This window comes from Mangrovibrevibacter kandeliae, from assembly GCF_024519155.1.
Classification (GTDB): domain Bacteria; phylum Pseudomonadota; class Alphaproteobacteria; order Rhizobiales; family Rhizobiaceae; genus Mangrovibrevibacter; species Mangrovibrevibacter kandeliae.
The window spans coordinates 73,644-91,354 of record NZ_JANIFJ010000010.1 but is presented as its reverse complement, the minus strand read 5'-3'; the positions used below and the strand labels follow the sequence as shown (position 1 = coordinate 91,354).

Here is a 17,711-nt window from a genome sequence, read left to right as displayed (position 1 = left end):
CACGAGACCTCGCGCGCGTCTTGGAAAACGCCGCGCGGAACGCCGGAGGCGGACCGAACATAAAACAATATCGGAGGGTCTGCCTCCGGCGTTCCGCCGCCCGTCACTCGGGCGGCCCCCCGGGGCCCCGCCAGCGAGCCGTCAGGCGACGCTTAAGGGCGGGGCAGAGAACCGCCCCGCCAGCGAGCCGCAAGGCGAAGCCTAAGGGCGGGGCAGAAAACCACACCTCGGCTCATCGAGCGCGAGAGCGCCCCGTTGTGTCCGACCGGCGGAAACCCTCCGGTCTCGTCATCCCGGCCTCGAGCCGGGATCCATGCCAAGCCGGCGGAGCCCGAAGTCGGGCGACTGTTGCTCCTACGAGTGCGTCCGCCACCGATGCGGCCGTCCGAACCGCTGAGGCGGGGATCCCGGCTCACGGCCGGGATGACGAAGGATCTGGACGGCGGGAGAACATCACAACCCGGCTCATCGAGCGCGAGAGCGCCCCGTTGCGTCTGGCTGGCGGTAACCCTCCCGTCTCGTCATCCCGGCCTCGAGCCGGGATCCATGCCGAGCCGGCGGAGCCAAAAGTCGGTCGCCTGTTGCCCCTACGAGTGCGTCAGCCACCGATGCGGTCGTCCGAACCGCTGAGGCGTGGATCCCGGCTCACGGCCGGGATGACGAAGGATCTGGACGGCAGGAGAACATCACAACCCGGCTCGACGAGCGCGAGATCGCCCCGTTGTGTCTGACCGGCGGAAACCTCCCGACTCGTCATCCCGGCCTTGAGCCGGGATCCATGCCAAGCCGGCGGAGCCCGAAGTCGGTCGACTGTCACCCCTACGAGTGCGTCCGATGCGGCCGTCCGAACCGCTGAGGCGTGGATCCCGGCTCACGGTCGGGATGACGACGGATCTGGACGGCAGGAGAACATCACAACCCGGCTCGACGAGCGCGAGAGCGCCGACGCATGTCCGCACGGACGCGACGCGTCCCGCCTCGGCAGCCCGACCTCGAGCCCCTCACAGGCCCAGCTGACGCGCGCGCCGGTCGCCCTCGTCGGTGTGCGCCATCACGAATTCGATGCCGTGACGCGCGGTGATGGCCTGAAGGATGGTCAGGAGCTGTCTCGGCCCCTGCCCGTCCAGCGGCGGAAGGACGATCTTCTGCCTGCGGCCGTCCCTTGTGAAGGCGACGAGCGCGCTGAGGGCGGGGCCATACCGGCCGTATAGCATCGGCGGCTGGAGGATCAGCACCCGCACGTCGGTCCATTCGACAAAGGTCGCCGACCAGAGGTCGGACTGCGCCATCCCCGTCGGACCGATGCCGATCGACGCGTTGATCCGCGGGTCGCGTTCCATCAGATGGAGCGGGAGCAGAACGAGCGGAACCAGGACGCCAACCCAGAAGGCCGCGCGCGCATAGCGGGCGATCTCGCCGCCATCGACCAGCCCGGCGACGCAGACGAGGCCCGCCAGAGCCGCGGTGAAGCCGATGATCCGGGGCATCGAAAGCACGTTCGCCCGGCGGATCACGGCCTCGTTCTTCTCGACGTCGAACCGGGCTTGCGTCTGCATCGACCGACTCTGTCTCGCTGTCTGGAGACGGTCGAGATCTCATCCCGTGGAAGCGCGAGGATGACGGCTGCGACCGGGCAGCGCCCCCTACTCCGGCGCCTGGCCCGGCACGAGGCCGCAGGAGGGCGTCGAGGCTTCGACACTCGGCGTCGCGCCGGCCATCAGCGGCGCGCCGGAGGGCACCCCGTCGGCATCGCCGAGGCCGAACAGGAACGGGATGCCCTGGTTGTCGGGCCGGCGCACCACCGTGCCGTCGGCGAGCTGCACCGGCCGGGCGCGGGCGGCCTCGCGCGGCGACAGGATCACCTGGCCCTCGCGCGTCGAGCTGTTCTGGCCGCCGCAACGTCCGGCAAGCGCCGCGGAGGGCGCGAGGCTGGCGGCGGCGAGCGCGACGAGAGCGAGGGTGGCGGGGCGGAACATGGCGGTCTCCTCGAAGGGCTTGCGAGGAGAACGGCCGCCGGCTCCCGCGGTTGCAGCACGCGCCCGGCCGCTCGCCTCCACGGCGGCAGGAGCGGTTCGTCCCGCCCGGGCCTATTGCGGCAGCGCCGGGTTGTTCTGCATCTCGGCCTGGGCACCCCACGGGTCGTTCGGGCGGATCGGCTTGTTGATCTCGGCGCAGCCGGCAAGGACGGCGAGGAGCGTGAGGGCGGCGGTGAATTTCATCGGCAGGAGGTCCTGAGCGGTGGGGCACGGCTGCAACGGCTGCAGCGGGCGCCATGGGAGCGGCACCCTGCCCCGCCGGCCCGGCCGGATCAAGGCGGTCGCATCGACGTCGCGTTCGGGCGTCGCCCGCTCAGCCGCCGGGCGGCCGGATGCCCTGGAAGGCGCCACCGAAGGGCGTGGCCGGCGCAGGATTCGAACCGGGCGCCGGCGGCGGAGACCCCGGAGCCGCAGGAGATGGCGCGGCCGGTGTCGGCGCCGGGGCAGCGCTCGAACCGCCTGGCCTCAGGCCCGAGCCGAAGGCGCCGCCGAACCCCGAGCCGTTGCCACCGGGCGCCGGGGGTTCGGTCGGGACGGCCGGCGCCGGCGCGGTCTGGCGCATGCGCGCGCGCTGCTCCTGCATCAGCTTCTCCTGCAGCGCCCGCCGCTCCTCCAGCACGCCGGCCCGGCAGGCCGATGAGTCGTAGCGGCTGCCCTGCCAGACCGCGAGGCCGGCCAGCGCGACGAGGAGCGCGAGGATCGTCGCCGGATGCACGGCCAGCCGGCCGGCCGGATGGCCGTAGAGGCGCGAGCGCGCCGCCCGGCCTGAGAGGATCGCGGCCCGCCGGCGCATCACCGCCTCGTGGGTGATGGCGCCGATCAGCGTCAGCGCGATGATGATCACCGCCAGCGCCGACAGCGAGGGGTCGATGCCGTAGCGCACCTTGGAGGCGAGCGCGGTCGTGAAGGTGGCGTCGGCGAGGATGGTGAAGACGGTGGTGTTGTAGTTCTCGAAGGAGGCGAGCAGTGTCAGGAAGGCGGCCGAGGCGATGGCCGGGCGCAGGAACGGCAGCAGGATCTTGCGGAAGGCCTGGCCGGGGCTCGCGCCGAGGTCGAGCGCCGCCTCGGTCAGCGTCGGGTCGAAGCGCTGCAGCCGGGCCGAGAAGATCAGCATCGCATAGGCCGAGACGAAGGTCACCTGCCCCGCGATGGTCAGGAACACCCCGTCGAAGAAGAGCCCGGTGGTGGGCATGCCGAGGGCGCGCCCGACCTGGCCCCAGAAGACGATGGTCGAGATGCCGAGCACGACGCCCGGCACCAGCACCGGCGTGATCAGCACCGTGTAGAGCGCGGCCCGCAGCCGTGGCGCGATCTCGCTCAGCGCCAGCGCGCCGGCGAGTCCCATCGGCACGGCGATGAGCACGACGCCGAGGCCGATGCCGGCGCTGGTCCACAGCCCGTCCATCAGCCGGCGGTCGTTCAGGAGGACGCCGAACCAGTCGGTGGTGAAGCACTCCCAGGGGCTGAGGCGCGGGAAGCTCGACGAGTTGAAGGCCGTGCCCGTCATGATCAGGAGCGGGCCGAACAGGAAGAGGTAGAACAGCGCGCCGTAGCCGGTCGAGGCCCAGCGCCCGCCGCCGCCAGCGCTCGCCGCGCTCATCGGCCGATCGCCCCGATCGGCACCCGGAAGACCTTCATCATCAGGAGCACGAAGCCGAGGCAGGTGACGAGGAGGACGGTCGCGTAGGCCGCGCCGCGCGGCCAGTTCCCGGCCTCGTTGAACCACTGATAGACGAGCTGGGTGAACCACAGGCTGGACGGGCCGCCGAGGATCTGCGGCGCGGCGAGCGCGCCGGCGGTCAGCATGAAGACGATGGTGGCGCCGGACGCGATGCCCGGCTTGGCGACCGGCAGAACGATCCGCCAGTGGATGCGCGGCCAGCTCGCGCCCATGTCCCGCGCCGCCTCGATCTGGTTGCGGTCGAGCGCCTCCACCGCGTTGTAGATCGGGAAGATCATCAGGAGGATGTAGGAATAGGCGAGGCTCGAATAGAGGGCGACGTCGGCGCCGATGAAGTCCACCGGATGCGCCAGGAAGCCGAGGCTGGTGCCGAGCCCGTTGATCAGCCCGGTCGAGCCGAAGATGATGCGGAAGGCGAAGGCGCGCAGGATCTCGTTGATCCAGAACGGCACGATCAGCCCGAGCACCATCAGACGCGCGCCGACGCCGCTCGCCACATGCGCGAGGATGTAGGCGACGGGGTAGCAGATCACGACGTCGATCAGCGTCACCGCGACCGCCGCGACGATGGTGCGCAAGAGGATCGCGACGTCGAAGAGATTGCCCTGGCCGTTCGGCCCGAAGAGGAAATAGGCGTAGTTCGACAGGGTGTGGCCGGCCCCGGTGCCGCCGTGCAGCGCGCCGCTGCCGCGCAGCGAGATGTCGATCATCGCGAGTTGCGGCAGGGTGATGAGGAGCACCACCCACACCGTGACCGCGATCCCGACGAAGAGCGCGACGCCCGGGCCATAGCGCCCGGCAAAGCCCTTCAGGCCCGCGGCGAGCGCGCTCATGCCGTCAGCCCCGCGTCGATCGCCCCGCCGCCGTCGCTGGCCGGCAGCACGCTCGCGCGGGCCGCGTCGTAGCCGAGGCGCAGCGGCGCGCCCGGCCCGAGCGCGCCTGCCGCGCCGGCGTTCACCCGCGACAGGCGCAGGGCTTGCAGACCAGCGCGGGCGAAGACGTGGCGGGTGGCGCCCTCGAACTCCTCCTTCTCCACCGTGGCCGCGATCGGCCCCTCGGCATCCATCACCAGCTGCTCCGGCCGCACGAAGAGCTGCACCGCCTCCCCCGCCTGGTAGCGCCGGCCGCCCGCCGCGGTGCCGACGAGCGGGCCGAGCGGCGTGCCGAGCCGCACCTGCACGCCGGACTGGGCGAGGACGGTGCCGGGGATGACGTTGGTCTCGCCGACGAAGGCGGCGACGAAGGCGGTGCGCGGCGTCTCGTAGATCGCCGTCGGCGCGTCCACCTGCTCGATCACGCCGCGGTTCATCACCGCGACGCGGTCCGACATCGTCAGCGCCTCGCCCTGGTCGTGGGTGATGTAGATGAAGGTCAGCCCCACCCGCTGCTGGATCGCCCTCAGCTCGGTGCGCATGTGCTGGCGCAGCTTGAGGTCGAGCGCCGACAGCGGCTCGTCGAGGAGCAGGATGTCCGGCTCGACCGCGAGCGCCCGGGCGATGGCGACGCGCTGGCGCTGGCCTCCGGAGAGCTCGTAGACCTTCTTGTCCCCGACGCCCGGCAGCGCGATCAGGTCGAGCAGCGCGTCGGCGCGCTTGCGCCGCCCCTTGCGCGACACGCCGCGCACCTCCAGCGGAAACGCGATGTTCTCGGCGACGCTCATCAGCGGGAAGAGCGCGAGGTTCTGGAAGATCAGCGCGGTCGGTCGCTTGTTGGGGCCGACCCGCGCCATGTCCTGCCCGGCGATCATCACCCGCCCCTCGGTCGGCTCGACGAAGCCCGAGATGCAGCGCAGAAGCGTGGTCTTGCCGCAGCCGGAGGGCCCGAGGAAGGAGAAGAACTCGCCGCCGGAGATGTTGAGATAGGCGTTGTCCACCGCCGTGAAGCTTCCGAACCGGATCGTCACGTGATCCAGGAGAACGTCGCGCGTCATGGGGCTCCGGCGGCTTGCGTCAGTCGAGGCGACACGACGGGCGGCCGCCGTGTCGGGTCCAGGCAAAACGCGGCATGGCGACGAGCCGCCACGCCGAATGCGGCAGGGCCGCAGCCTCAGGCGCTCATGAAGCGGTTGGTGAACTCGGTGCGGGTCTCGGCGTACCAGGTCGGCTCGGCCGGCCACGGGTTCAGCTTGGCGAGCGCGTCACCCGGATAGGCGTCGGCGAAGTTCCTGGCATAAACCTCCCCGGCGAATTCGTCGGCGCCGACGACCGGCGAGTTGTAGCCATGCGTCTTGATCGCCTCGCCGGCCAGCTGCGGATCGTAGCAGGCCGCGATGAAGGCATAGACCTGGTCGACGTTCTTCGCCCCCGTCGGCATCGACATGCCGTCGACCCAGGCGAGCGCACCCTCGACCGGCGCGCGGTACATCACCGGCTCGCCGGCTGTCTTCAGCGCCAGCGGCGGGCCGTCCCAGGTCTGAGCCACGATGACGCCCTCGTTGAGGAGACCGTTCTTCTGCGTGTCGGCGTCGTTCCAGATCAGCTTGATGTTCTTCTTCTTGGCGATCGCGGTCTCGAGAAGCTTGCCCCACACCGCCTTCATCTTGTCTTCACTCTCGTAGGCGGACCAGATCGACCCCGGTTCCATCTCGCCGCGGCGCTCCATCCCGAGGCCGAGGCCGAGCAGCATCGAGTGGCCGCGGCCCATGGTCTTCCCGGCATTGGCGTCGTCCCAGACGTCGTAATAGCTCGGGAACTCGCCCGCGGGGGTGAACTGGTCGATGCGCCAGGCGACGCCCTCGGTGCCCCAGATGTGCGGGATCCAGACGGGGCCCTTGCCGCCGAAGTTCCAGAACTTGTCGCCGAGCGCCATCGAGGGGTTCACCTTGTCGATCGCCACCTTCGACATGTCGTAGGGCTGCAGCAGGCCGAGGTCCTGCCATTGCAGGTTCCGGTTCAGCGTCGGTGAGACGAGGTCGAAGCCCTCGCCGTTGGTCGCCTTCAGCTTGTTCAGGATCTCCTCGTTCGAGCCGATGCCGATGAAGTTGATCTTGATGCCGGTCTTCTCGGTGAAGGCCTTGGTGAAGCTTTCCGGCAGATAGTCCGACCACATCATGATGTTGATCTCGCCCGAGGAGGCGAGCGCCTGGCGCGAGATCAGCGCCGGCATGGCGAGAGCCCCGGCGCCGAGCGCGGTGGTCTTGATGAGCGTGCGCCGGTTCACCGGCTTCAGGATCAGGGTCATGGCAAGCCTCGCGAGCGACTGGGGACGATGGTTCCGGCGCCGGCCCGGGCCAGCCGTAAGGGCGGCTTGGAAGGCGGCATGGGCGAAGCGTATGATGCTGCACCGCGGGCGATTTAGAGCCAGCATCCGATAATGATGGAGCCAGGAGGATCACGGCGCCGGCCATGTTCGACCGCATCTTCGCCGACCCTCTCGACCCCGCGCGGCCCCTGCAGAAGCAGATCCAGGAGCGCATCGTCGAAGCGATTCTCGCCGGGCTGATCGTGCCGCACGAGCCGCTGCCGGCGACGCGGGTCCTGTCGCGCCTGCTGGACGTCTCGCGCAACACGGTGACGCTGGTCTACGAGCGCATGGCACAGGACGGATATCTCGTGCCGGTCGACCGGCGCGGCTACTTCGTCGACGAGGCCTTCCTGCGCCAGCAGACGATCCCCAAGGGGCGAACCGCGCCGCCGGTCGAGGCGATCGCCACGGCCCGACACGCCGATCTGACCGGCAAGATGCGCCAGCGTCCCTCGTCCCAGCCGAGCATCACCAAGCCGAAGGACTGGCACCGCCATCCCTACCCGTTCGTCTATGGCCAGGTGGCGGCCGACCCGACCTCGGTCAGCCGCTGGCGCGACTGCATCCGCCAGGCCAGCCGCAACGAGCACCTGAAGAGCTGGATGAGCGACCTCGTCGACGCCGACGATCCCGAGCTCGTCGAGCAGATCCAGCGTCGCATCCTGCCACGCCGCGGCTTCCGGGCCCGGCCGGAGGAGATCCTCGTCACCAACGGCGCCCAGAGCGCGCTCTATCTCCTTGCCCGGCTGTTCTGCGGCTTCGGCATCACCGTCGGCGTGGAGGATCCCGGCTATGCCGATGCGCGCAACATCTTCGCGCTGGCGGGCGCCGAGATCCGGCCGATCCCGGTCGACGGCAACGGGCTCAAGGTCGACGAGCGGCTGGCCGGCTGCAGCCTCGTCCACGTCACCCCGAGCCACCAGGCGCCGACCAACGTGACGATGACCATGCAGCGCCGGCTGGCGCTGCTCGAGGCGGCCGAACGGCACGACATCCTCATCATCGAGGACGACTACGAGCACGAGGTGAACCATGTCGGGCCGCGCCAGCACGCGCTGAAGGGCTATGACCGCTGCGAGCGCGTGATTCATGTCGGCAGCCTGTCGAAGCCGGTGTTTCCCGGCCTCAGGCTCGGCTTCCTGGTGGCGCCGCCCGAGGTGGTGGTGGAGTTGAGGGCGCTGCGCCGCCTCGTCTACCGCCATCCCTCTGCGCTCGACCAGCGGGCGATGGCGATCTTCCTCGCGGACGGCCATTACGACGCGCACATCCGCCGGCAGCAGGAGACCTTTGCGGTCCGCTGGGCGGCGATGCTGAGGGAGATCGAGCGCCGCCTGCCCGACTGCCGCCCGGTGATGACCACCGGCGGCTCGGCGATCTGGCTGAAGCTGCCGCCGGGCGTCCGGCCCGAGCATGTGCAGGCCGAAGCCCTGCGGCGCGGCGTCGTGGTCGAGGTCGGCGACGTGCATTTCGCCGCGCCGACGCCCGAGCGCAATTACCTTCGCCTCGGCTTCGGCGCGATCGCGACGGAGGCCATCGCGCCCGGCCTCGCGCGGCTCGCCGACGCGATTGCGGCTGCTGCGGAGACGCAAACCTCAATGGCTCCATCGGCGCGGACCGCGGCGGCGCAGGACGCCGCCGCCTTGCTCTCGCACGAGCGACAGCCGGCGCGCCCCCTCCCCTGACCGCAGCCCGATGCCGGCGCCGCCAGCGACCGCTGGTTCAGTCGAGGTCGCTGCGCCCCAGCACCTGCTGAAGAACCGCGACCATCTGCGCGATCTCGTCCTCGCTGGCGACGAAGGCCGGCGCGACGATCAGCGCGTCGCCGGTCGCCTTGACGTGCAGGCCCGCGTCGAACAGCAGCCGCTGTACCAGCGAGCCCTTGGCCCCCGGCGCAGCGCCGGGCTTCAGCTGGATGCCGGCCATCATGCCGTAGCCGCGCAGATCGGTGACCTGCGCGAGGTTGCGCAACCCGAAGATCGCGTCGAGGAAGACCGGCGACAGCGCCGCGGCCCGCTCGAACAGCGCCTCGTCGCGGTAGATGTCGAGCGTGGCGAGCGCCGCCGCGCAGGCGACCGGATGGGCCGAGTAGGTGTAGCCGTGGAACAGCTCCGGTCGGTCCACCGCGCCCGCGGCCGCGAAGATCGTGTCCTGGATCTCGCGCCGGACCGCCACTGCGCTCATCGGGATCGCGCCGTTGGTCAGCGCCTTCGCCATCGTCATCAGGTCCGGCGTCACGTCGAAGGCCTGCGCCGCGAAGGGCGCGCCGGTGCGGCCGAAGCCGGTGATGACCTCGTCGAAGACGAGCAGCAGGCCGTGGCGGTCGCAGATCGCCCGAAGTCGCTCGAGATAGCCCTTCGGCGGCACCACCGTGCCGATCGAGCCGGCGATCGGCTCGACGAAGACGCCGGCGATCGTCTCGGCGCCATAGGTGCGGCAGATCTCCTCCAGGTCGTCGGCGAGCTCGGCGCCGCTCTCGGGCTGGCCGGGGCTGTACCGCTGGTCCTCGCGCCAGGTCTGGCGCATGTGGACGACGTCTGCCGTGACGCCCGAGAACTCCCGGCGGTTGTTGACCATGCCGGCGAGCGAGGTGCCGCCGAGATTGACGCCGTGATAGCCCCAGTTGCGCGACACGAAGCGGCTGCGCTGCCCCTCGCCCTTCGCCCGATGGTAGGTGAGGCAGATCTTCATGGCGCTGTCGACCGCCTCGGAGCCCGAGGAGGCGAAGAAGATCCTGTCGAGGCCGGCCGGAAGGATCGCGGCAAGGCGGGTCGCGAGTTCGAAGGAGTTCGGCGCCGCGCGCTGGAAGTGCGGCGTGTAGTCGAGCGTCAGCAGCTGGCGGTGGACCGCGTCGGCGATCTCGCGGCGGCCGTGGCCGGCCGGCGTGCAGAACAGGCCCGAGGAGCCGTCGAGGATGGTGGCGCCGTCCGGTGTCTCGTAGCGCACGCCCTCTGCCCGCGCGAAGATCTGCGGGCTCTCGCGGAACAGCCGGTTGTTGGTGAAGGGCAGCCAGTGGTGCTGCATGTCGATGGCGGCGGACATTCTCGGCCTCGCGACGCGGGTCTGGTGGTGCGTCGCTGATGCGCCCGCCCGGCGTCATGCCGTTAGGGCCAGGGGATGGTTTCGACCGGTCCAGCGCCGCCCGCTCGGCCGCCCTGGCTCCACCGAAGTCGGCGGCTGGCCCTGTCGGCGGCGCGGCCGGCGCGGCATGGATCGCTGCGTGCTCCCGGATGTGGTCGTGACGCTTCTCCTCCTTTCGCTCGCCGTCTTCCTCGCCGCGCTGGTGCGCGGGGCGACCGGCTTCGGCTTCGCGCTGATCGCCGCGCCGATCCTGTCGCTGGTCTGGCCGACGGCGACCGCGACGAGCATCGTCCTCCTCCTCGACCTCGTCGCGACGGCGCTCCTGATGCGCGGCGGCGCGCTCGCCGGGCTCGACCGGCGCGAGGCCACCATCACCGGCGCTGCCGCCCTCGTCGGCGCGCTCGCCGGCGTCCTGCTCCTCAAGGTGCTGCCGGAAGAGCCGGCGCTCCTCGGCCTCAACCTCGCCGTCCTCGTCTCGGCGCTGGCGGCGCTGATGCGGGTGCGCTCGCGTCACCTGGAGGGCGAGACCGCGGCCGCGGCCGCAGGTTTTTTCACCGGCGCGATGATCGGCGCCTTTTCGGTCGGCGGCACGCTGGTGGTCGCCTGGCTGATCCTCGCCGGCCGCTCACCGGCGCGCTCGCGGGCGCTGCTCACGGTCGTCTTCGCGCTCACCGATGCGGGCAGCCTTTTGCTGCGCGTCGGGCTCGGCGTCCTGCCGGCCGAGGCGCTCGTCCCGGCGGTGGCGCTGCTGCCGGCGCTTGCGCTGGGGCTCCTGGCAGGTCATGTCGGCTTCCGCCGGCTCGACGCCGAAACCTGGAAGCGGGCGGTCGCGCTCGTCCTCGTCCTCCTCGCCGTCGGCAGCCTCGCCCGCACCCTCAGCCTCGCCTGAAGAGGCCCTCACCCTTCTGCGCCCCGACCCATCCGCAAGGAGTTCTCCCGTGACCTCGACCCTCTTCATCACCGGCGCCACCGCCGGCTTCGGCCAGGCCACCGCCCGGCGCTTCGCCGTGGCCGGCTGGCGCGTCGTCGGCACCGGACGCCGCGCCGACCGTCTCGAGGCGCTGCAGGCTGAACTCGGCGAGAGCTTCCACCCCCTCGCCTTCGACATCACCGACGAGGCGGCGATGGACGCTGCCCTCGCGACGTTGCCGGCGGCCTTCTCCGAGATCGACCTCCTCGTCAACAATGCCGGCCTGGCGCTCGGCACCAAGCCGGCGCAGGAGAGCCTCCTGTCGGACTGGAAGACGACGATCGCCACCAACGTCACCGGCCTCGTCGCGATCACCCACCGCCTGCTGCCGAAGCTCATCGAACGGCGCGGGGCGATCGTCGACCTCGCTTCGATCGCCGCCAACTGGCCCTACCCCGGCGGCAACGTCTATGGCGGCAGCAAGGCCTTCGTGCAGCAGTTCACCCGCGGCCTGCGCGCCGACCTGCACGGCACCGGCGTGCGCGTCACCTCGATCGAGCCGGGTCTCTGCGAGAGCGAGTTCACGCTGGTGCGCACCGGCGGCGATCAGGAGGCCTACGACCGGCTCTACAAGGGCGCCGACGCGCTGCAGCCGGAGGACATCGCCGAGACGATCTTCTGGGTGGCGACCCTGCCGAAGCACGTGAACGTCAACCAGGTCGAGCTGATGCCGGTCAGCCAGAGCTGGGCGCCGCTGCGCGTGCACAAGGCGGGGTGACGGGCCGCTCAGAAGCGGGCCTGCCGGCACGCACCGGGAACACGACGGCGGCGGGGTTCACGCCTTGGCCGCACTCGCACCTTGCACGCTCCAGAGGCGCCCGCGCGCTTGACAGCGCAAGCGGGCCAACCCTATAGAGACGCGGCTTTCGCGGCGCGCCTCAGCGGTCTGCCGCAGCCCCTTGGGGCGGAGTAGCTCAGTTGGTTAGAGCAGCGGAATCATAATCCGCGTGTCGGGGGTTCAAGTCCCTCCTCCGCTACCATCCATCGTCGGACAATTCGCGGGGCTCTCGCCTCGCCGCCGCGAGCATCGGGACTCCCTAATGCAGCCAAAGATCGGCGTGATCGGCTGCGGCCAATGGGGCCGCAACCACATCCGCACCCTCAGCGAGATCGGCGCGCTCGCCGCCGTCGCCGACCGCGACCCGGAGCGCGCCGCCGAGTTCGCCGGCCGCTTCGGCGTGCCGGCACTGTCGCCCGACGCGGCGATCGAGACGCTGGATCTGGACGCGCTGGTGCTCGCGCTCCCCGCTCATCTGCACGGGCCAACCGCGCGGCGCGCCTTCGCCGCCGGCAAGGACGTCCTGATCGAGAAGCCGATCGCGCTCGATCCAGCGGACGCGGAGGCGACGGCCGCGACGGCCGCAGCGAGCGGCCGGCTGCTGATGGTCGGCCATCTCCTGCGCTTCCATCCGGTTTTCCGCGCCCTCGCCGATGCGGTTCAGGGGGAACGCATCGGGGCGGTCCGGCACATCTCCGCCTGCCGGCTGGGGCTCGGGCGCTTTCTTGGCATGGACGTCGTCTGGGACCTCGCCCCCCACGATATCTCCCTGGTGCTCGAGATCGCCGGCTCGGCCGTGGCCAGGGTCGAGGCCGTGCGCCGCACCGTGCTCAGCGACCAGACCGACGCGGCCGATATCGATCTGACCTTCGACAACGGCGTGACGGCCGAGATCCATGTCTCGCGCGTCTCGCCCTATCGCGATCGGCGCTTCTCGGTGATCGGCAGCGAGGGGATGATCACCTTCGACGATCTCGCGCCCGAGGGGCAGAGGCTCGCCCTCTATGCCCACCGCGTCTGGCCGCAAGCCGGCGGCTTCGGCTTCACCAACGCCGAGCCCGAGTTTCTCCCGGTCAACGGTCCGATGCCGCTCGAGCGTGAGCTTCGGCACTTCATCGACTGCATCGCGAGCCGCCGCGAGCCGGACACGGGTGCGGCCGACGCGGTGGAGAACGTGCGGATCCTCGCGCTCGCTTCGCCGCGCGCCTGAGGAACCGCGGTGCCATACTGGGGCTCAGCCGAGCCTCGGCTGGCCGAGATCTGCGGCACCCAAGCTCTTGGATTGCCGGCGCCCCGCAGGATTGGCTGCGGTCAGGCCGCCGAAGACGCCCGTGCCGGCGGTGCGTCCCGCACGGACACGGCGGGGGTTTGCGGTCGGCGGATGATGCCGCCGCCGAGCACGCTCGCCCCGGCGCCCGCACCGTCGTAGATCACGCAGGCCTGTCCCGGTGCGACGCCGATCTCGCTGTCTGCGAGTTCCACCGCGACGCCACCCTCGCCGTCCTCGACCAGCCGCGCGGCGGCCGGCGGACGGGCCGACCGCACCTTGACCCAGACTTCGCGCCCGTCGCCCAGCAGCGCCTCGACCGGAGCGCCGCCGATCCAGTTGAGATCGCGCAACGCGACGCGGCGGGTCTCCAGCGCCTCGCGCGGACCGACCAGGACGCGGTTGGTCTCCGGCTCCAGCGCCACCACGTAGAGCGGCTCGCCGGCAGCCACGCCGATGCCGCGGCGCTGGCCGATGGTGTAGTGGAGGATGCCGGCATGGCGGCCGAGGCGTCGCCCGTCCAGATGGACGATGTCGCCCGCCTCCCCGGCTCCCGGCTTCAGCTTCTCGATGATGTCGCTGTAGCGCCCCTTGGCGACGAAGCAGATGTCCTGGCTGTCCGGCTTGGCCGCGACCGACAGGCCGAGACGCTCGGCAATCGCCCGTGTCTGCGGCTTGGTCAGCCGGCCGAGCGGAAAGCGCAGGAAATCGACCTGCTCCTGCGTCGTGGCGTAGAGGAAGTAGCTCTGATCGCGGTCGAGATCGACCGGACGCCGCAGCCGTCGGTGTGCGCCCTCGGCCCGGCTGTCGATGTAGTGACCGGTCGCCAGGGCATCGGCACCGAGCTCGCGCGCTGTCGCCAGAAGATCGCGGAACTTGACCGTCTGGTTGCAGGCGACGCAGGGGATCGGCGTCTCGCCGGCGAGATAGCTTTCGGCGAAGGGATCGATCACCGCCTCGCGGAAGCGGGCCTCGTAGTCGAGGACGTAATGCGGGATCCCGATCGTCTCGGCCGCCTGGCGCGCGTCGTAGATGTCCTGTCCGGCGCAGCACGAGCCGGCGCGCGTCGCTGCCTCTCCGGCATCGTAGAGCTGCAGCGTGATGCCGATGACGTCATAGCCTTCTTGCGCGAGCAGACCCGCCACCACCGAGGAGTCGACGCCGCCGGACATGGCGACGACGACGCGGGTGTCGGCCGGAGACTTCGGCAGGTCGAGACTGTTCAACATCGGCATTCCCGCCCCTCTTCGGACGGCTCGCAATCGGGCACGGCAGCGGCAGTGTCGGTCGATCCAAGCGACCGCGTCGACCCCATCTAATGCGCGCCGGCGCAAAAGGCCACAGCCCATGACTGAGGCCGGATACGCTCCGTTAATAAAGCTCTTGACGAATTGTTACAGCACGCTTGACGGTTTTTTAAAAACGCGGAGCTAAGGTCGCCTTGATTGGGTCTTTGATGAATGTAGAGAGTGCAATGACCGATCCGGTTAGACCACGAGTGAAGTATGTTATCGGTCCGGATGGCAGCCCGCTTACCATTGCGGATCTGCCTCCTTCCAACACTCGCCGGTGGGTTATTCGTCGTAAGGCCGAAGTTGTTGCCGCGGTTCGCGGGGGTCTGCTCAGCCTGGACGAAGCCTGCTCGCGCTATACGCTGACGGTCGAAGAGTTCCTGTCGTGGCAGACGTCGATCGACCAACACGGGCTCGCGGGCCTGCGAACGACGCAGATCCAGGAGTATCGCAAGAAGGACCTCCACCACTAAGGTGGAGCGCCGCTCGATCGAAAAGCTTCAGAGCCGGCCTTCGGGTCGGCTTTTTCTTGTCAGCTCGCCCGGCGCAGAGGCCCGCACGCGCCAGCCCTGCCCCAGCCATAAAAAAAGCGGCCCGTTCGAGCCGCTTCACCCTCGATCGACCGAAGCGGTCGGCCGCTGCCCTATTGCCTCTCGCGTCAGGCGCTGGCGCGCCGCTCCTCGGCCTCGTCGCGCAGACCGTCGCGCTGCTCCAGCTTCTCGGCGTTCTGCAGTTCGGCCTCGGCCTCCTCCAGCGCGATCCGCGCCGCATTGATCTGCACCCGCAGATCCTTGACCGAATTCATCAGGTTGTCGCGGCGGGCGCGCGCCGCCTTGGCAAAGGTCGGGTAGGCGAAATGCGCCGTATCGGTGATGCCGGCCTTCTTCTCCTCGCTGGCGATCTGCGCGTCGAGTTCGTCCGCCATGCGCTCGAAGTCGGCCATCATCATTTCCAGCTGCTCGGCCTGGAACCGCTTCTCGTTGACCTTGAACCGGGTGAGTCGCACCAGATTGTCCCGCTTCATGTCGGTCTTCCCATCTGCGGCGCCGCCTTCGCGGCAGCTCGATTTCAAAAGCGCGGCGGTTTCGGGCAAGCCTCGCGGCCTATGCTCTTAACTGTCTGTTTACGCGCACCGTTAATCATAGAGATGAGGATTTAAGGCCGGGTAAATCGACCGACCACAAATGCCGCGATGATTGCGGAGCCGCCGACTGCGTCGGCCGGATGGGTCATGTGAGGAGCCAGGTTGAGACCATCGCGAAATGAGCTCGCGTCCCGAAGCCTATGAAGGGCCACAGATCTTGTTAACCAATCCGTGCCACTCTCTGGTCACGATTTGGAAAAAGGAACTTCTTGTCGGAAGTGTGACTCCCGGCAAGCCGGCGGAAGGATAAGTGGATGCGCGTTCTCTTGATCGAAGATGACAGCGCCGTCGCTCAGAGCATCGAGCTGATGTTGAAGTCTGAAAGCTTCAACGTCTACACGACCGACCTGGGCGAGGAAGGCGTCGATCTCGGTAAGCTGTACGATTACGATATCATTCTCCTGGACTTGAACCTTCCGGACATGTCCGGTTACGAGGTTCTGCGGACGCTGCGTCTGTCCAAGGTGAAGACTCCGATCCTCATCCTGTCCGGCATGGCCGGCATCGAGGACAAGGTCCGCGGGCTCGGCTTCGGCGCCGACGACTACATGACGAAGCCGTTCCACAAGGACGAGCTCGTCGCCCGCATCCATGCCATCGTCCGTCGCTCCAAGGGCCATGCCCAGTCGGTCATCCACACCGGCGACCTGACGGTGAACCTCGATGCCAAGACGGTCGAGGTCAACGGCCAGCGCGTCCACCTGACCGGCAAGGAGTACGCGATGCTGGAGCTCCTGTCGCTGCGCAAGGGGACCACGCTGACCAAGGAGATGTTCCTGAACCATCTCTACGGCGGCATGGACGAGCCGGAGCTGAAGATCATCGACGTCTTCATCTGCAAGCTGCGCAAGAAGCTCGCCAACGCCACCGAGGGCAAGAACTACATCGAAACCGTCTGGGGCCGCGGCTACGTGCTGCGCGAGCCGGAAGAGGATACCCGCGCCGCCTGAGGGTCTGCGCCAGGTTCAACAGGCGATCCGCCGTGCCCGCCGGCACGCCGGGTCGCCTTTTCGCGTCGGGCCGTCGCCGGGCGCCGGTCGCGCGGTCAGGCCGCCTTGGAGGCGTAGGGCGCCAGCCAGCCGAGCAGCAGGCGGCGATCGAACGGCTTGTAGATGAAGCCCGTCGCGCCGGCCCGCTTCAGCCGCGTCATGACCCCGAGATTGGCCTCGACGATCGCACCGAGGATCGCCGGATACTGGCCGGACGGCATGGCGCGCACGGCCCGGATCAGATCCTCGCAAGGCCGTTCCTCGAGAATGGCCGATACGATCAGAATTCCCGGCATGCCCTGGGACTCGATGGCCGCGACCGCCTCCTTCGCCGAATGGGCGGTCGACACGCCGTAGCCGGATTCGAACAGGATGCGGCCGGCGACCTTGCAGATCACCTCGGACCCATCGACGATCAGGCAGCTCTGCATCCGCTTCTCCCAGCCCCTCGAGCCGCACGGAACCTGCCCGTGCAGCGTCGCAGACTAGCCGGTCGACTTTTCCGACCGGTTACGAAGCATCACCAACATCGAGTGAATTTTGGCGGACCGGCTCAGACCGGCTGGGCCGGCACCGATGCGACGGTGAACACCGCCTCCTCCTCGGCGACGGTGAGGCTGATCGAGAGCCCGGTCTCGCGCGCCAGGAGGAGCGTGTAGTAGGGCTGGATCGCGTGAGCGTCGATGCCCTCCTCCAGCGGCGCGCCCTCCAGCAGCGCCTTGAACTTGGCGGGCACGCGCAACGGCTTGCCCCGTGCGATGAGCCGCGCGGCGACGACGGGCTCGACGCTGTCGATCTCGAGCACCACCTCGCGGCCGCGCGGCACCGAAGCGTTGGCGACCACAAGCAGGTTGAGCAGCACCTTGGCGACGTTCTTGGCGACATAGGCGCGCGCGCCCGTCCAGGTGAGATTGGCCCGCTCGAAGCTCATGAAGCCCTCGGCCGCGCTCTGCGCGTCGCCAAGATCGATCTGCGCCGTGGTCGATCCGGACGCCCCGTAGGCAATCCGCGCGAATTGCAGCTTGGCGACCGCGCTCTTCGTCGAGTTGCGCACGAGCGCCATGGACTCCGGATCGTTCGGCATCTCGTCGAGCAGTTCGAGGCCGCTCTGCACCGCGCCCACCGGCGAGATGATGTCATGGCACAGACGGCTCGCGAGCAGCGCTGCGAGATCCGATGCCGAGACTTCGGGAAGGTTCATGACCGCAATTCCATGATTCGACGGGCTGGACT

Annotated in this window: 18 protein-coding genes and 1 tRNA gene; 7 read left to right on the top strand and 12 right to left on the bottom strand. The window is 69.4% G+C overall.

The features are described 5' to 3' along the window. Window positions 1-1,001 precede the first annotated feature (1,001 nt). The 7 genes from NPA30_RS19040 to NPA30_RS19010 form a co-directional block, all read right to left on the bottom strand. Complete coding sequence (locus NPA30_RS19040) at window positions 1,002-1,556, bottom strand: hypothetical protein (RefSeq protein ID WP_256804273.1); 555 nt, start codon at window positions 1,554-1,556, stop codon at window positions 1,002-1,004. Between the two features lie 87 nt (window positions 1,557-1,643). Beyond that, complete coding sequence (locus NPA30_RS19035; RefSeq protein ID WP_256804275.1) at window positions 1,644-1,976, bottom strand: hypothetical protein; 333 nt, start codon at window positions 1,974-1,976, stop codon at window positions 1,644-1,646. A gap of 111 nt (window positions 1,977-2,087) precedes the next feature. Beyond that, the gene (locus NPA30_RS19030) at window positions 2,088-2,219 is read right to left on the bottom strand and encodes a hypothetical protein (RefSeq protein WP_256804276.1); all 132 of its coding nucleotides are present in this window, start codon (window positions 2,217-2,219) and stop codon (window positions 2,088-2,090) included. Window positions 2,220-2,349: 130 nt separating this feature from the next. Beyond that, complete coding sequence (locus tag NPA30_RS19025; protein ID WP_256804277.1) at window positions 2,350-3,636, bottom strand: ABC transporter permease; 1,287 nt, start codon at window positions 3,634-3,636, stop codon at window positions 2,350-2,352. Beyond that, entirely contained in the window at window positions 3,633-4,550 is a 918-nt protein-coding gene (locus NPA30_RS19020; RefSeq protein ID WP_256804278.1) for an ABC transporter permease, read from the bottom strand. The genes NPA30_RS19025 and NPA30_RS19020 overlap by 4 nt, the downstream gene beginning before the upstream one ends. Then, entirely contained in the window at window positions 4,547-5,647 is a 1,101-nt protein-coding gene (locus tag NPA30_RS19015) for an ABC transporter ATP-binding protein (RefSeq protein ID WP_256804279.1), read from the bottom strand. Before NPA30_RS19015 ends, NPA30_RS19020 begins: the two co-directional genes overlap by 4 nt. Window positions 5,648-5,763: 116 nt before the next feature. Further along, window positions 5,764-6,897: an extracellular solute-binding protein gene (locus NPA30_RS19010; protein WP_256804280.1), complete on the bottom strand. Its 1,134-nt coding sequence runs from the start codon at window positions 6,895-6,897 to the stop codon at window positions 5,764-5,766. A gap of 164 nt (window positions 6,898-7,061) precedes the next feature. Here NPA30_RS19010 and pdxR point away from each other — a divergent pair, with 164 nt between their 5' ends. Continuing rightward, window positions 7,062-8,642, top strand: a complete 1,581-nt coding sequence (gene pdxR, locus NPA30_RS19005) for a MocR-like pyridoxine biosynthesis transcription factor PdxR (protein WP_256804281.1) — start codon at window positions 7,062-7,064, stop codon at window positions 8,640-8,642. Between the two features lie 37 nt (window positions 8,643-8,679). On the opposite strand, the gene NPA30_RS19000 is transcribed toward pdxR, so the two are convergent. After that, window positions 8,680-9,999 carry an aminotransferase class III-fold pyridoxal phosphate-dependent enzyme gene (locus tag NPA30_RS19000; RefSeq protein WP_256804282.1) on the bottom strand — a complete coding sequence of 440 codons (1,320 nt, stop codon included), beginning with the start codon at window positions 9,997-9,999 and terminating at the stop codon, window positions 8,680-8,682. A 196-nt stretch (window positions 10,000-10,195) separates the two neighbouring features. Between NPA30_RS19000 and NPA30_RS18995 the strand changes: the two genes are divergently transcribed. The 4 genes from NPA30_RS18995 to NPA30_RS18980 all read left to right on the top strand — a co-directional run bounded on the left by NPA30_RS18995 (window position 10,196) and on the right by NPA30_RS18980 (window position 12,996). Then, window positions 10,196-10,927 carry a TSUP family transporter gene (locus tag NPA30_RS18995; RefSeq protein WP_256804283.1) on the top strand — a complete coding sequence of 244 codons (732 nt, stop codon included), beginning with the start codon at window positions 10,196-10,198 and terminating at the stop codon, window positions 10,925-10,927. A 49-nt stretch (window positions 10,928-10,976) separates the two neighbouring features. After that, the gene (locus tag NPA30_RS18990; RefSeq protein WP_256804284.1) at window positions 10,977-11,726 is read left to right on the top strand and encodes an SDR family NAD(P)-dependent oxidoreductase; all 750 of its coding nucleotides are present in this window, start codon (window positions 10,977-10,979) and stop codon (window positions 11,724-11,726) included. Between the two features lie 185 nt (window positions 11,727-11,911). Then, a tRNA-Met gene (locus NPA30_RS18985) sits at window positions 11,912-11,988 on the top strand. Between the two features lie 60 nt (window positions 11,989-12,048). Further along, window positions 12,049-12,996, top strand: coding sequence for a Gfo/Idh/MocA family protein (locus tag NPA30_RS18980; protein ID WP_256804285.1), 948 nt, complete (start codon window positions 12,049-12,051; stop codon window positions 12,994-12,996). Window positions 12,997-13,097: 101 nt separating this feature from the next. Here the strand turns inward: NPA30_RS18980 and mnmA are convergent, their stop codons facing one another. Further along, entirely contained in the window at window positions 13,098-14,282 is a 1,185-nt protein-coding gene (gene mnmA / locus NPA30_RS18975) for a tRNA 2-thiouridine(34) synthase MnmA (RefSeq protein WP_256804286.1), read from the bottom strand. Between the two features lie 245 nt (window positions 14,283-14,527). Here mnmA and sciP point away from each other — a divergent pair, with 245 nt between their 5' ends. After that, window positions 14,528-14,818 (top strand): CtrA inhibitor SciP, encoded by a 291-nt coding sequence (gene sciP / locus NPA30_RS18970; protein WP_256804287.1) that lies wholly within the window; start codon window positions 14,528-14,530, stop codon window positions 14,816-14,818. 185 nt (window positions 14,819-15,003) lie between these two features. Here sciP and NPA30_RS18965 read toward each other — a convergent pair whose 3' ends face one another. After that, complete coding sequence (locus tag NPA30_RS18965) at window positions 15,004-15,369, bottom strand: flagellar export protein FliJ (RefSeq protein WP_256804288.1); 366 nt, start codon at window positions 15,367-15,369, stop codon at window positions 15,004-15,006. A 374-nt stretch (window positions 15,370-15,743) separates the two neighbouring features. Here NPA30_RS18965 and ctrA point away from each other — a divergent pair, with 374 nt between their 5' ends. Then, window positions 15,744-16,439, top strand: a complete 696-nt coding sequence (gene ctrA, locus NPA30_RS18960; RefSeq protein ID WP_256804289.1) for a response regulator transcription factor CtrA — start codon at window positions 15,744-15,746, stop codon at window positions 16,437-16,439. Between the two features lie 95 nt (window positions 16,440-16,534). Here the strand turns inward: ctrA and NPA30_RS18955 are convergent, their stop codons facing one another. Both NPA30_RS18955 and chpT read right to left on the bottom strand, forming a co-directional pair. Beyond that, complete coding sequence (locus NPA30_RS18955) at window positions 16,535-16,909, bottom strand: response regulator (protein ID WP_256804290.1); 375 nt, start codon at window positions 16,907-16,909, stop codon at window positions 16,535-16,537. A 122-nt stretch (window positions 16,910-17,031) separates the two neighbouring features. Further along, a complete protein-coding gene (chpT, locus tag NPA30_RS18950; RefSeq protein ID WP_256804291.1) occupies window positions 17,032-17,679 on the bottom strand; it encodes a histidine phosphotransferase ChpT in 648 nt (215 codons plus the stop codon). Between the last annotated feature and the right edge of the window lie 32 nt (window positions 17,680-17,711).